Source organism: Dietzia sp. DQ11-71 (genome assembly GCF_014144995.1).
In the GTDB taxonomy this organism is placed as follows: Bacteria; Actinomycetota; Actinomycetes; order Mycobacteriales; family Mycobacteriaceae; genus Dietzia; species Dietzia kunjamensis.
This window is the reverse complement of the sequence record NZ_JAALDT010000137.1, coordinates 1-12,636: the sequence shown is the minus strand read 5'-3', so window position 1 is coordinate 12,636 and position 12,636 is coordinate 1. Positions and strand designations below refer to the sequence as shown.

Annotated in this window: 14 protein-coding genes; 12 read left to right on the top strand and 2 right to left on the bottom strand. The window is 70.7% G+C overall.

Annotation, left to right across the window (positions count from 1 at the left end; all coding sequences use genetic code 11):
* Positions 1-148: 148 nt before the first annotated feature.
* The gene (locus G6023_RS05750; RefSeq protein WP_240341222.1) at positions 149-1,039 is read right to left on the bottom strand and encodes an endonuclease domain-containing protein; all 891 of its coding nucleotides are present in this window, start codon (positions 1,037-1,039) and stop codon (positions 149-151) included.
* 439 nt (positions 1,040-1,478) lie between these two features.
* On the opposite strand from G6023_RS05750, the gene G6023_RS05745 reads away from it, so the two are divergent.
* The 12 genes from G6023_RS05745 (at position 1,479) to G6023_RS05690 (ending at position 11,494) form a co-directional block, all read left to right on the top strand.
* Positions 1,479-2,513 (top strand): aspartate-semialdehyde dehydrogenase, encoded by a 1,035-nt coding sequence (locus G6023_RS05745; RefSeq protein WP_120284865.1) that lies wholly within the window; start codon positions 1,479-1,481, stop codon positions 2,511-2,513.
* Positions 2,514-2,711: 198 nt separating this feature from the next.
* Positions 2,712-2,939 (top strand): hypothetical protein, encoded by a 228-nt coding sequence (locus tag G6023_RS05740; protein ID WP_182634404.1) that lies wholly within the window; start codon positions 2,712-2,714, stop codon positions 2,937-2,939.
* Positions 2,932-3,339, top strand: a complete 408-nt coding sequence (locus tag G6023_RS05735) for a type II toxin-antitoxin system PemK/MazF family toxin (RefSeq protein WP_182634402.1) — start codon at positions 2,932-2,934, stop codon at positions 3,337-3,339. Before G6023_RS05740 ends, G6023_RS05735 begins: the two co-directional genes overlap by 8 nt.
* On the top strand, positions 3,336-4,007 hold the full coding sequence (locus tag G6023_RS05730) for an enoyl-CoA hydratase/isomerase family protein (protein WP_182634400.1): 672 nt from the start codon (positions 3,336-3,338) through the stop codon (positions 4,005-4,007). Before G6023_RS05735 ends, G6023_RS05730 begins: the two co-directional genes overlap by 4 nt.
* 284 nt (positions 4,008-4,291) lie before the next feature.
* A complete protein-coding gene (locus G6023_RS05725; protein WP_182634398.1) occupies positions 4,292-4,570 on the top strand; it encodes a BatC protein in 279 nt (92 codons plus the stop codon).
* Positions 4,571-5,800 (top strand): cupin domain-containing protein, encoded by a 1,230-nt coding sequence (locus G6023_RS05720; protein WP_182634396.1) that lies wholly within the window; start codon positions 4,571-4,573, stop codon positions 5,798-5,800. It abuts the gene before it with no gap.
* Positions 5,801-5,892: 92 nt separating this feature from the next.
* Positions 5,893-6,699 carry a ferredoxin family protein gene (locus G6023_RS05715; RefSeq protein ID WP_241727709.1) on the top strand — a complete coding sequence of 269 codons (807 nt, stop codon included), beginning with the start codon at positions 5,893-5,895 and terminating at the stop codon, positions 6,697-6,699.
* A 115-nt stretch (positions 6,700-6,814) separates the two neighbouring features.
* Positions 6,815-7,834 (top strand): AraC family transcriptional regulator, encoded by a 1,020-nt coding sequence (locus G6023_RS05710; RefSeq protein WP_182634394.1) that lies wholly within the window; start codon positions 6,815-6,817, stop codon positions 7,832-7,834.
* Between the two features lie 98 nt (positions 7,835-7,932).
* The gene (locus G6023_RS05705; RefSeq protein ID WP_154829233.1) at positions 7,933-9,093 is read left to right on the top strand and encodes an MBL fold metallo-hydrolase; all 1,161 of its coding nucleotides are present in this window, start codon (positions 7,933-7,935) and stop codon (positions 9,091-9,093) included.
* Positions 9,090-9,962, top strand: coding sequence for an SDR family oxidoreductase (locus G6023_RS05700; protein ID WP_347570725.1), 873 nt, complete (start codon positions 9,090-9,092; stop codon positions 9,960-9,962). Before G6023_RS05705 ends, G6023_RS05700 begins: the two co-directional genes overlap by 4 nt.
* Positions 9,963-9,982: 20 nt before the next feature.
* Positions 9,983-10,963 (top strand): alpha/beta hydrolase, encoded by a 981-nt coding sequence (locus tag G6023_RS05695; protein ID WP_182634392.1) that lies wholly within the window; start codon positions 9,983-9,985, stop codon positions 10,961-10,963.
* A gap of 156 nt (positions 10,964-11,119) precedes the next feature.
* Positions 11,120-11,494, top strand: coding sequence for a hypothetical protein (locus G6023_RS05690; protein WP_241727706.1), 375 nt, complete (start codon positions 11,120-11,122; stop codon positions 11,492-11,494).
* A gap of 156 nt (positions 11,495-11,650) precedes the next feature.
* On the opposite strand, the gene G6023_RS05685 is transcribed toward G6023_RS05690, so the two are convergent.
* Positions 11,651-12,454 carry a UbiA family prenyltransferase gene (locus G6023_RS05685; protein ID WP_182634390.1) on the bottom strand — a complete coding sequence of 268 codons (804 nt, stop codon included), beginning with the start codon at positions 12,452-12,454 and terminating at the stop codon, positions 11,651-11,653.
* Positions 12,455-12,636: the final 182 nt, after the last annotated feature.

Genomic DNA, 12,636 nt, shown 5'->3' with positions numbered 1-12,636 from the left:
GGCCGCCCCGCGCCGCCCCGCGCACCCGGCGCCTGCGCACTCGGCGCCCCGCCGAGCAGAGGAATTCGCCTGTATCGCCCGAGTGGCTCAGTGCGAAATCCTCTGCTCGGCGATCACCCGCCGCGGCTCGTCGTCCGAATCGGTCGGTTCAGCCGCGAAAGCTCCCGTAGCCGCGGCGGTGGAGGGCTGCGCGCACGTGGGCCAGGATCTCGCCGGGGGTGCGGACGAGCGAGGTCGCGGTGACCACCTCGATGTACCAGCCGGCCGCCCGAAGCCGGTTCCGTCGGATCTCGTCCTTCGCCTGCTGCTCTTTCGTGCGATGGTCCCCTCCGTCGTATTCCACCGCCACCTTCAACTCCGGCCAGGCGATGTCCAGGCGATACCTGAACTCGGGGACCCGGTGCTGCAGGACGAATCCGGTCAGACCGTTCTCGAGTAGGAACAGCCGCGTCCGGGTTTCCCAGGGCGACTCGGCATCTGTGTCGACCTCCTCGAGCCTCTCGAGAACAGTCCGGCGACCGCGGACGCCGTGCATGTCCTCCACCAGGGCCGGTAGGCGGCTGATCGGTAGGACGCCCATGGTGGTGGAGGCGTCGAGCGCGCAGATGGCCTCGACGCGCGGTTCGCGACGAGCGATGTCGAACAAGACCCACTCGGGGCTGGCGATGCGGATGTCGGGGGAACGTCCCGACGTCAGCACGTGGATGTGCTCGGGCGGGATCCGGTACTGCCAGCCCGCCAGCCCGGGCCGTTCGATCCGCCGGCCCGGCGCCACCACATCGTCCGCGAACTCGCGCGGCGGGAAGTCGTGCCCATAGAGCGTGGCTGCGATCCACCCGGTCAACGTCGCGTCCGGGTAGAGCGTCATGAGCGCTTCGGCCCGCGCCCAGGCGTCGACGTGCACGTGGTTCCGGACCCACAGTCCGTGGTGCAGGCGGGTGTAACCGCGGTTCGTGACGCGGCTTCCAGTCAGGTGCCGCAGGTCGCGGGTGCGGATGGGGGCTGTGCGGATGGGGGCGGTGCGGGATTCTGCGCTCACGGACCGTGACTCTGCCAAGCGGACGTTGACTGGCAGGGGCGCAGAGCAGGGATCCGCGTCGACCTGTGGATGGGGCCGAGGGGTGTGGATAGCGATGCCACGGCCTCTGGCCCAGCACGTCGACCCCCTCGGCGAGCACCGCGGTCCTCGCCGAGAAGAGGAATTCGCGCAACGCCACTCGGCCGATACAGGCGAATTCCTCCGGACGGCGAGGCCGGGGGGCGAGCGACCGGATGGCGGGGCGTGCCCCGCCGCCCGCGCTCCGCTCCCGGCCTCGCCTTGCGTGGTGTTCGTGCCCGAAGCGCGGCCGGGTGTGACGCACGCCGCTGTCCGAGCCGGGCGACCCCGGTAGGATGGGGTACTGCCGGTCGGTCGAGCACAGGGCGGAGAACCCGTCCGCGGCGGGCCGGGACCAACCTTTCAGGAGTTGACCTTTTCGATGACCACTGTCGCCGTAGTCGGAGCCACGGGCCAGGTGGGGCGCGTCATGCGTGCCCTGCTGGAGGAGCGGGACTTCCCGGCTGACAAGGTCCGTTTCTTCGCGTCCGCCCGGTCCGCCGGCACCACGCTGCCGTTCCGCGGTGAGGACATCGTCGTCGAGGACACCGCCAACACGCCCGACGAGGAGCTGGAGGGGATCGATATCGCCCTGTTCTCCGCGGGCGGCACGATGTCGAAGGAGCAGGCCCCTCGGTTCGCTGCGGCCGGCGCCGTCGTCGTCGACAATTCCAGCGCGTGGCGCAAGGACCCGGACGTCCCGCTCGTCGTCTCCGAGGTGAACCCCGGCGCGGCGAAGAACCCACCCAAGGGCATCATCGCCAACCCCAACTGCACCACGATGGCCGCGATGCCGGTGCTCAAGGCGCTGCACGACGCGGCGGGCCTCAAGCGCCTGGTCGTGTCGACGTACCAGGCGGTCTCCGGTTCCGGGCTCGCCGGCGTCGACACGCTGAACGACCAGATCACCGGCAACGTCGGCGCGGGCCACGAGCTGGTGCACGACGGCTCGGCGCTGAAGGTCGATGACCACGGCCCGTACGTCGCGCCGATCGCGTTCAACGTGCTGCCGCTCGCGGGTGGGCTCGTCGACGACGGGTCCGAGGAGACGGACGAGGAGCAGAAGCTGCGCAACGAGTCGCGCAAGATCCTCGACCTGCCGGAGCTGCGGGTGGCCGGCACCTGCGTGCGCGTGCCGGTGTTCACCGGTCACACGCTGAGCATCAACGCGGAGTTCGACAAGGACATCACGCCGGAGCAGGCGCGCGAGCTGCTGTCGAAGGCGCCGGGCGTCAAGGTCGTCGACGTGCCGACCCCGCTGGACGCGGCGGGCATCGACGAGTCGCTGGTGGGCCGGATCCGCCAGGACCAGTCGATCGAGGGCAACAAGGGCCTCAACCTCATGGTGGCGGGCGACAACCTCCGCAAGGGTGCGGCGCTCAACACCATCCAGATCGCGGAACTGCTGGTCAAGTAGCGCAACTGCTGGTCGAGTGGCCGGTCGCGGGCTGTGCTGGTCGGGAGTGCAGCCGGTCGGGAGTACGACGACGAGGCCCCGCAGTCGCACCCAGACGAGAGCCGCCGCCCGGTCACGCAGACCGGGCGGCGGCTCTTGTGTACAGGGCGCGCGAGGAGCTCGCAATCTCCCCGGTATGACCGTGGGCATACTTGCGGTATGTCCCACACGCCGACCAAGGTGAGTCGCGACCTCCGGGATCTCCTGAAGAGGCAGGCCGCCGAGGAGCACCGCACGCTGGGCGATCATCTGGCGTATCTCGCCTCACTCGCCGAGAAGCAACGGCGGCTCGAGCGCCTGCGTGCGGAGATAGACGCGACATCGCCTGAGGATCTGGCGTCCTACCGCGAGGAGTCCGAGTGGTGGGAGCGGGCGCAGGATGCCTGACCCGACTCCCGGGGAGGTCGTATGGGTTGTCCTCGATCCCGTGGCGGGTCGTGAGCAGAGTGGTCGCCGGCCCGCGGTGGTGGTCTCGTCGCGCGCGCACATCTCCCTCGCCGATACTCTCGTGATGGTGGTTCCGGTGACGTCGGTGGATCGCGGATGGTCGAACCACGTCCTGCTCCGTGGAGACGTGTTCGATCGCGACTCCTGGGCGATGACCGAGCAGGTGCGCACCCTTTCGCGCCGGCGTGTTGTCGGCCATGCCGGCCAGGTGGATGCGGGGACCCTGGCAGACATTCGCCGGTGGATCCAGGATTTCCTCGACGAGTACCGGTCGACCGCCCCGCCGCCGACCGACCCACCCCCACCCCACAACCCCACCACCCGAAAGGACCACCCATGACCCCGACCCTGACCCACCACGAGGACATCGCCGTCCTCACGCTCGGCAACGACGAGAACCGCTTCTCCCCGGACCGGCTCGACGCGATCAACGCCCACCTCGATGAGGTCGAGCAGTCCGCGAAGGGGCTCGTCACCGTGGGGTCGGGCAAGTTCTATTCCAACGGCCTCGACCTCGACTGGCTCATGGCCAACTCGGACCGCCTGGACTGGTACGTCGGCCGGATCCACGAGCTGTTCTCGCGCGTCCTGACGTTCTCCCTGCCGACGGCCGCCGCGGTCAACGGGCACGCCTTCGGCGGCGGTGCGATGCTCGCGATGGCCCACGACTACCGGGTGATGCGCGACGACCGCGGCTACTTCTGTTTCCCCGAGGTGGACATCAACATCCCGTTCACTCCCGGCATGGCGGCGCTGATCCAGGCCAAGACGACCCCGCAGACCGCCATGACCGCGATGAGCACGGGCCACCGCTACCCCGGAGCCGAGGCGAAGGAGGCGGGCCTCGTCGACGACACCGCTGCGGAGGCCGAGATCGTCGCCGCGGCGCTCGGGCGCCTCCAGCCGATCCTCGGCAAGGACCGCACCACCCTCGGCGCCGTCAAGACCACGATGTTCGCCTCCGTCACCGAGGCGCTGGGCCGGGGCCCCGGCGGCGTCAGCCTCTGACGCCCACCCGTCCCGGATTGACCGTGAGCTCGGGGTGGCGCGGGGATAGATCGACGACGACAACGACAACGACGACGACAACGACGACGACGAGGACCGCCGCCGCTCGGAAACGATGCGGCCGCCCGGTCACGCCGAACCGGCGGCGGCTTCGGTCGTATAGAGGTCGGTCCAGTGCCATAGTGGAACTGCACGCCCCTCGTGTCCCGGCCTGCTGCCGGAACACGTGGCCAGATCGCACGACTCCCTGCAGGTTCACGCCTGCACCGACGAGAGGAACGCAGATGGCTATCAACGACGACGACATCACCACGTCCGGCGCTCAGGGCGAGGGCATCGCCGACGGCGGTTCCAACCCGGGCGGCCACGACGGCGGCGCCGACGGATCCGCCCACCACATGAAGGGCGAGGGCGAGGGCCTGGCTGACGGCGGTTCGAACCCGGACGGCCACGACGGCGGCGCGGACGGTTCCGCCGATGGCGCCGCGAACACCGGCGAAGGGGTGGCCGACGGCGGTTCGAACCCGGATGGTGCCGACGGCGGCGCTGACGGCACGCAGTAATTGCGGGCTCTTCATCGGTGCGTCGCGTGCGGTTCGGATGAGTTCGCGGCTCGGGTGTGGGGGCAGCGGCCCCTGCTGACCCGGGCGGCCGAGCTGCCACGCGACTACTCCGACCTGCTCACACCCGGGATGGTCGACGAGATCGTCGCCGAACGCGGAGTGCGCACGCCCTTCGTCCGGATGGCGCGGGAGGGCACGCTCGTCGACCGGGCGTGCTTCACCCGCTCCGCGGGGTTCGGGGCGCAGATCGCCGATCAGCTCGACCCCGACGGCGTGCTCACGCAGTACGCCGCCGGGGCGACGCTGGTCCTGCAGGGTCTGCACCGGTTCTGGCCGCCCATCATCGACTTCGTCCGGGGCATGACCTCGGACATCGGCCACCCGGTGCAGACCAACGCCTACATCACCCCGCCCGCGAATCGCGGGTTCGATCCGCACTACGACGTCCACGACGTCTTTGTGCTCCAGGTGTCCGGCACCAAGCGGTGGCGGGTGCACGAGCCCGTCCACCACCATCCGCTTGCCGACCAGCCGTGGACCGACCACCGCGAGGCGATCGCCGAACGTGCGAAGGACGAGCCAGTGATCGATACCGTGCTCGAGCCGGGGGACTGCCTCTACCTGCCGCGCGGTTGGGTCCACTCCGCCGAGGCGCAGGGCGATACCTCCATCCACCTCACGGTGGGCGTGGCCCCCTTGACCGGGCACGACGTCGCCACGGCGATGATCGAGGCACTGGCCTCGGAGGAAGAGCTGCGCGCGTCGTTGCCGTTCGGGTTCGCCCCGGTCGATGCGGCGCGGGCCGAGCCCCACGCCCGCGAGGTGCTCGACGTGCTGGCGAGGCTGATCGCCGAGAAGCAGGAGCAGCTCAGCGGTCTCGCCGGCGACGCGCTCGCCGAGAAGTACCACGATCTCACCAGGCCCGCCGCGATCCGCCCGCTGGCCACCCTCGATGCCGTTGCGGCCCTCGAGTCCGACACTCGGCTGCAGTTGCGCGAGGGACTCCACGCACGGGTGGACTGCACCGACTCCGATGCCGCCAATACCGACACGGTCGTATTGCGGCTGCCCACCAAGTCGGTGACCTTCCCGGCGGTATGCGTTTCCGCTCTTCGCGCTGTCCTCGAGGGCGACCCCGTGAGCGCCGGTTCGCTGCCCGGCCTCGATGCCCATGACGGACTAGTGGTCCTGCGCCGGTTGCTGCGGGAGGGCGTGGTGGTGGCGCTGTGAGCAGGCCTGCGGACTGGGAGCCGTGCAGTGATTCGTCGTTGCGCCGCGGCGATCCCCTGGACGGGTCGGGCTCCCGGGGGTTGCGGTGGCTGATGGTCGAGCTGGCCGGCCCGTGGGGTTATTCGGCGTTGCTCGACTCGCCGGCCCTCCTCCCGCCGGAGCTGGGTCGCGAGATCGCCGGGCGTGCCCAGGAGGCTGATGTGCGGGTTGCCGCGATCCGCAGGCCGGGTCGTCGTCGTCATACAGAGGAGCAACGCTGGCGGTGGGCGCTCGCCGACGCCCGGCCCGGGCATGAGTCGCTGCGGCGGGGCGAGGTCGACGGCCCGGTCGGGTACGCAGAGATCCCCCTCGACGGTTCCGCCGGCACCCCGTCAGCGGACCCGCTGGTCGCCGTGTGCGCGCACGGGAAGCACGATCAGTGCTGCGCGGTGCGGGGGCGCAGTGCCGCGGCGCGGATCGCCGAGCGGTACCCGGAGGCGACCTGGGAGTGCTCGCACTTGGGCGGCGACCGCTTTGCCGCGACGATGCTCGTCCTGCCGCACGGCCTCTTCTACGGCCGCGTCGACCAGGCGGAGGACCCGGCCGACATCGTTACCCGCTACACCGAGGGCCGCGTCGACGAGCGGTACCTGCGCGGGCGCAGTAGTCATTCGGCGGCCGTGCAGAGCGCGCAGCATCATGCCCGTGCGGTGATGCCCGACGACCGCATCGACGCCTTCGCCCCGGTGCGCGTGGTCGAAAGGGGCGAGCACGTCGAGGTGACGCTCGCTGGCCCGCGCGGTCCGGTCGAGGTGTGGCTGCGGGAGACCTACTCCGAGCCGATCTTCACGATGTGCCGGGCCCACGCCCCCGGCCCGGTCCGGCAGTGGGAGCTGATCGAGGTCAGGGGCGGCGAGTAGGGCCGGACGGCGGGGCGAGGTGGAGCGAGGATGGTCGAACCACGTGTGGCTCCGCGGAGACGTCCTCGACCGCGGCTCCTCGGGGACTCCGCACGCGAAAGGACAGGCGACGTCGATGCAGCCGTTGATCCGCGCCGCGAGCCTGCGCGGGTTCGCTGAGCTCGTCACCGAACTCGGCGGGGATCCGGATCGGCTGCTCGCGCGGTTCGGCATCGAGCCAGAGACGTTGGCGGACGAGGACGGGCTGCTGTCGATCACCGACCACGACCGGATGCTCGATGTGGCGGCAGCCCACCTGCGCTGCCCGGACCTCGGTCTGCGGCTGGCCGAACGGCAGAACGTGACGATTCTCGGCCCCATCGCGCGGGCGATCGGATCGTCGCAGACCCCCGCGGAGGCACTGGAGTGCGCGGCTCGGTTCATGTTCGTGCACAGCCCCGCGCTGAGGATCGAGGTCGCCGACGACCCGTGGGGCCGGCGCGGCGTGATCGCCCTGATTTACCGCAAGGAGTTGACCGAGTCGCCGTACTCGCCGCAGGCCGCCGAGCTGGGGCTGGGGGTGTTCTACCGGGTGGCCGTGCATCTGGTCGGGCAGTCCACCGGGTTGCGGTCGGTGGAGCTGCCGCACGGACCACTCTCGCCGGTCGGCCGGTATCTGGGCTTCTTCGGCGTCGACGTGAAGTTCGACCGGCCCGCGGCCGCGCTGTGCGTCGACCGTCGGATGTTGGATGCCACGTTCGCCTCCGCGGATGAGGATCTCCGTCGCGCGGCCCTCGATCACCTGACGGGCTCGTACTCCGACCCGTCGGACTCGGTGGCTCACCAGGTGCGCCGCCTCGTGGGGGAGCGCCTTCCCGGCCGCGTCCCCACGCTCGCCGAGGTGGCCGGGGCGCTCCTGCTCCACCCGCGGACGCTGCAACGTCGCCTCGCCGCCGTCGACACCACCTACGGCCGGGTCGTCGACGACCTGCGTCGGGATCGCGCGCACCGGTTCATCACGACCAGCGACCTGTCCTTCACCCAGATCGCCGACCTGGTCGGTTTCGCCGAGCAGGCCACACTCAGCCACGCGGCGCGCCGGTGGTTCGGTATGTCCCCCGGGGAGCTGAGGCGGACCACCAACCTGTCGCCCTGACACAAGTTTCCCGCCGCCGGACACCGGATGCTGGTGTCGACCGCGGGAACGACCGGCGCCCCCCGGGCGGCCACCCCATCGGCGAGGAGGAGCGAACGATGCTGCGCGAAGATCCACCGCGTTCGGACCAGGTGTCCGGACCCATGCTCGAGCAGATCGGCGCGCGGCCGATCCCCGAATTCGACGGCGTCCACGACGTGTGGCCGCGGGGCGAGCGGCTGAGGGCGGTGCGCTCGGCGGCCGCCGAGTACAAGAAGCGGTTCGTGCAGCAGGGGCAGGTGCGGGCGGTGCGGTCAGTCGACGTGGCCGGGGCGCCGTACCCGGTCAAGTACGCCTTCGACAACGCGGTGTCGGTGCCCAGCCTGCCGCTGGTCACCATGATCAACCGCATGGTGGTGGTCCAGTACGACGACTGGAACGGTCGGCCCCGCACCCTGGTGTTCGAGCCGACCGTCCCCGCCGGTTCCGCCAAGGCGCCGTTCTACGCCAATCTGGAGAGGCTGGTCGACGCCGTCCCCGGCGGCCGCCTGGCCAGCAAGGCGATTCTCAAGTACTTTAACGAGCCCGGCGAGGCCCTGGCCAAGGTGGGGCTGCGGCCGGAGGACGTGGACTTCCTCACGTTCGACCACCTGCACGTGCAGGACCCCCGGATGATTCTCGGCTCGAGCGAGGTGATCGCCGGCGAGCCGACGCCGCGCACCGCCCTGTTCGGCGACGCGCAGCTGCTCGTGCACCGCCGCGAACTGGCCACCCTGGAGGACCTGCACCCCATGCAATGGGCCTGGTACGTCGAGGACGGACTCGACGGCGTCCACCGGGACAGGTTCGCCGTGTTCGACGGCGACATCGAGCTCGGCCCCGGCATCGCCCTGCTGTGGACGCCCGGCCACACGGACGGCAACCACTCGCTGGTCATCAACACCCCGGACGGCGTGTGGGTGTCCTCCGAGAACGGCATCTCCCTGGACAACTGGCAGCCGGAGCTGTCGAAGATCCCGGGCGTGCGCCGCTACCACCGCGAGTACGGCCGCGAGATCTGCCCCAACGCCAACACCCTCGAGGACGCGCTGGACCAGTACGACTCCATGATCAAGGAGAAGACCCTCGCCGACCCGTGCCCGACCGACCCGCGCTGGCTGCAGATCCTGCCCTCCACCGAACTGGCGCCGTGGAAGCGTTTCTGGCCGGTGGTGCCGACGTACTGCCACGGTGGGATCTCCTACGGCGAGATCCGCGCCGGACTGAGGGACGGGAAGTGACGACGACGACGAGGATCCGCAGCGCGCTCGTGACCGGGGCCGGTCGCGGCCTGGGCCGAGATATCGCGGGCCTGCTGGCCGACCGCGGGTATCGCGTCATGATCACCGATCTGGACGAGCAGTCGTCCCGGACGGCGGCCGCGGAGATCGGGCGGGGTGCGCTCTGGGCCGCTGTCGACGTCCGCGATCGCGGGCAGGTCGACGAGGCCCGGGACCGGCTGGTCGCGGAGACCGGGGGCGTGGACGTGTGGGTCAACAACGCCGGTGTCCTGCTCACCGGCCCGGCGTGGGAGCAGACCGACGACCAGCGGCGGCTCATGCTGGACGTCAACGCGCTGGGGACGATCAACGGCACGGTCGCCGCGATCGAGGCCATGCGCGCCCGCAGCGCTGGTATCCCGGGCACCGGCGCGACCGGCAGTGGCGGGCACATCGTCAACATCGTCTCGCTGGCGGGGATCTCCGCGGTCCCGGGCGAGGCCGTCTACGCGGCGTCCAAAGACGCGGTGATGGGCTTCAGCTCCAGCACGGCCGCCGACCTGCGGCTGGCCGGGGTGGACGATATCGACATCTCGTGCATCTGCCCGGACGGCATCTGGACCCCGATGCTCTTCGACAAACTCGAGGACCCGCAGGCGGCGCTGTCGTTCTCGGGTGTCCTCCTGCAGTCGGAGGACGTGGTGCGCGCGGTGGGCAGGGTGCTGGAGTCGCGGCGCCCGGTTACGGCCGTCCCGGCTAGGCGCGGGGCGCTGGCCAGGCTGGGTGCCGCGTTCCCCCGCCTGGCGTCCGCCCTCCTGCCGCTGATGGCCGCCAAGGGTCGCCGGAAGCAGCGCACTCTCCTACGAACGCAAGGATCGTCCCGCTCTTGACCACTCGGACAGACCCCTCCGTGACCATCCATCGTGAGGTCGACCTCCAGTCCCGGTTGCTCTACTGGGCCGGGCGGGCGACGCTCCGTCAGGTGTACCGCTTCTGGCCCATGACCGGCGCCGGGATCCGGGGGCTGGCCGCAGTCGAGCGCGGGTTCTCGCGACTGGCGGGCCCCGCCGGGGTGCGTGTGGAACGGACCGTGCTCGGCGGCACCGCGGCCGAGACGTCGACCCCCGATTCCGTCGGCCCGGACGCATTGGCCGACGTGACCCTGCTCTACCTCCACGGCGGCGCGTTCGTCTTCTGCGGCCCCGGCACCCACCGTGGGCTCTGCGGCCGGCTAGCGATAGACCTCGGCGTGACCGTGCACTCGCTGGACTACCGGATGCTGCCGGAGGTCGACCTGGCGACCGTGGTCGCGGATGCCTACGCCGGGTATCGCGCTCTGTCCGAGCAACTGCCCGCGGATCACCGGATCGTGGTGGCCGGGGACTCGGCGGGCGGGTACCTGGCCGCCGCGATCTGCGAGTTGGCCGCCCGCGATGGCGTCCGCCAGCCCGCCGCGATGGTGGGCTACTCGCCCCTGCTCGACGTCGATGGCGAGGTGCGTGAGGGGCCGTGGGCCACGCGCGACTCCTACCAACCGGCCGTCACGGTGCAGCGGTTCCAGAGGCTGTGGCAGCACCACGCCGACGGGCTGGAGAGCAGCCGTTCGATGCTCACCTGCGATCCGGAGGTGTTCCCGCCGACGCTGATCACCCTGGCTGCGGGCGAACTCGTGGAATCGGCCGCGCTCCAGCTGACCGAACGCCTCCACGCGGCCGGGCGTCCCGTCGAGACCCATCGGTGGTACTCGGCAGTCCACGCGTTCCCGGTGCTCGCCGGCCTGACCCCGCACAGCCGCCACGCCGGCAGGATCACGGCCGAGTTCTTGCGCCGGACGATGACGGCGCCGGTCTCACAGCGCCCTCTCTCAAGACATGCACGAGATGGGTCTTGACCGTGCCTTCGGACAGGTGCAGCGACTCGGCGGGCTGCCGGTTGCTCGAGCCCCCTCGGCCACGGCGCGCAGGACCTCGGACTCCCGGTCCGTGAGCACCGGCCGAGGACCACGCATCCGGCTCAGTAGCCGGGCGGCGACCGCTTCGCCGCGACGATGCTCGTCCTGCCGCACGGTCTCTTCTACGGCCGCGTCGACCAGGCGGAGGACCCGGCCGACATCGTCACCGCCTACACCGAGGAGCGGGTCGACGAGCGGTACCTGCGTGGACGCAGTAGCCATTCGGCGGCCGTGCAGAGCGCCCAGCACCATGCCCGCGCGGTGGTGCCCGACGACCGCATTGACGCCTTCGCGCCCGTGCGCGTGGTCGAACGGGACGAGCACGTCGAGGTGACGCTCGAGGGCCCTCACGGTCCGGTCGAGGTGTGGCTGCGCGAGACCTACTCGGAGCCGATCTTCACGATGTGCCGGGCCCACGCCCCCGGTCCGGTGAGGCAGTGGGAGCTGATCGAGGTCAGGGCCGGCGGGTAGCGCCGCGCCCGGGTGACGAGCCGACGGCCACAATGAGAACGACGACTACGACGACTACGACGACGAGGCGCGCAGCTGCGCGAGCCGATGCGGCCGCCCGGTCATGCAGTCCGAGCAGCGGGGACACTGAAGGCTCACTCCGGGCCGCTCATGGCGTCAGCCGATCAGCAGCATGACGACGTTGACTCCCGCGATGGCGATCGCCGCATAGAACGGCGTCTTTCCCCTTGTGCGGGTCGCGGCCAGAGCCAGCACCAGCACCACGGCCAACAGGACCCACTGGGCGGCCGTCGGGGGAGTGCAGCTGCCGAAGACGGCGACGACGGTGGCGGCGACGAGAGCCACCGCGGCCAGGATCGGCACTGTGGTTGGTGCCAGCCGGTGGGGGAGTCCCCGGACTCCGGTCGCCGCGTCGTCGGCGAGGTCGGGCATGGCGTTGAGCAGGTGCGCGGCGAATCCCAGCAGGGCGCCCACGGAGACCATCCACCACGGTGGCAGAGCGGCCGGGTCACGGGCCAGGCCCACCACGGCTGGGAGAGCGCCGAAGGCCAGCGAGTACGGGAGCCAGGAGAACGCGGTGGACTTGAGGCCCGCGTTGTAGGCCAAGGCGGCGCCGACCGCGAGGAGGTGCAGCAGGCCGGCGGCGAGTCCGCACAGCAGCGACGTGAGAACACACACCGCGCCCGCGACGCCGACGGCCGAGCGCACCAGCCCGACCGAGATCTGCCCGGTCGCGAGGGGTTTGTCGCGGCGGCCGACGCGGCGGTCCCGCTCGCGGTCGACCAGGTCGTTGGTCCATCCCACGACGAGCTGACCGCTGAACACCGCGACGAACAGCGTCATCGAGGTGCGGGTGCGCACGCCCATGCTCGCCGCGAGCAGCATGGTGAGCATGGTGACCGCGAACGCCGGGACGGTGTGGGCGGCCCGCAGGAGTGGGAGAGCGGGGCGCGTGGTCATGGCTCAATGCTGTTACCGGCGGGCTGTCACCGAGTGGCTTTCGCTCGACGAGACCATCATTGGCGGAGCGATTCTGTTCAGTGAACTCTCCACCACCTGCCCCGTTAGCCCGGGTGATTCACGGGGATCTGCGGATCGCTGGGAGAAAATAGACCGAAGTGCTTCCTGAACAGGGGAAACTG

What these genes read in the sequence shown, in the direction of transcription:
- G6023_RS05745 (WP_120284865.1), top strand. Translation starts at nt 1,479, where the DNA reads ATGACCACTGTCGCCGTAGTCGGAGCCACGGGCCAGGTGGGGCGCGTC.
- G6023_RS05740 (WP_182634404.1), top strand. Translation starts at nt 2,712, where the DNA reads ATGTCCCACACGCCGACCAAGGTGAGTCGCGACCTCCGGGATCTCCTG.
- G6023_RS05735 (WP_182634402.1), top strand. Translation starts at nt 2,932, where the DNA reads ATGCCTGACCCGACTCCCGGGGAGGTCGTATGGGTTGTCCTCGATCCC.
- G6023_RS05730 (WP_182634400.1), top strand. Translation starts at nt 3,336, where the DNA reads ATGACCCCGACCCTGACCCACCACGAGGACATCGCCGTCCTCACGCTC.
- G6023_RS05725 (WP_182634398.1), top strand. Translation starts at nt 4,292, where the DNA reads ATGGCTATCAACGACGACGACATCACCACGTCCGGCGCTCAGGGCGAG.
- G6023_RS05715 (WP_241727709.1), top strand. Translation starts at nt 5,893, where the DNA reads ATGGTCGAGCTGGCCGGCCCGTGGGGTTATTCGGCGTTGCTCGACTCG.
- G6023_RS05710 (WP_182634394.1), top strand. Translation starts at nt 6,815, where the DNA reads ATGCAGCCGTTGATCCGCGCCGCGAGCCTGCGCGGGTTCGCTGAGCTC.
- G6023_RS05705 (WP_154829233.1), top strand. Translation starts at nt 7,933, where the DNA reads ATGCTGCGCGAAGATCCACCGCGTTCGGACCAGGTGTCCGGACCCATG.
- G6023_RS05690 (WP_241727706.1), top strand. Translation starts at nt 11,120, where the DNA reads ATGCTCGTCCTGCCGCACGGTCTCTTCTACGGCCGCGTCGACCAGGCG.
- G6023_RS05685 (WP_182634390.1), bottom strand. Translation starts at nt 12,454, where the DNA reads ATGACCACGCGCCCCGCTCTCCCACTCCTGCGGGCCGCCCACACCGTC.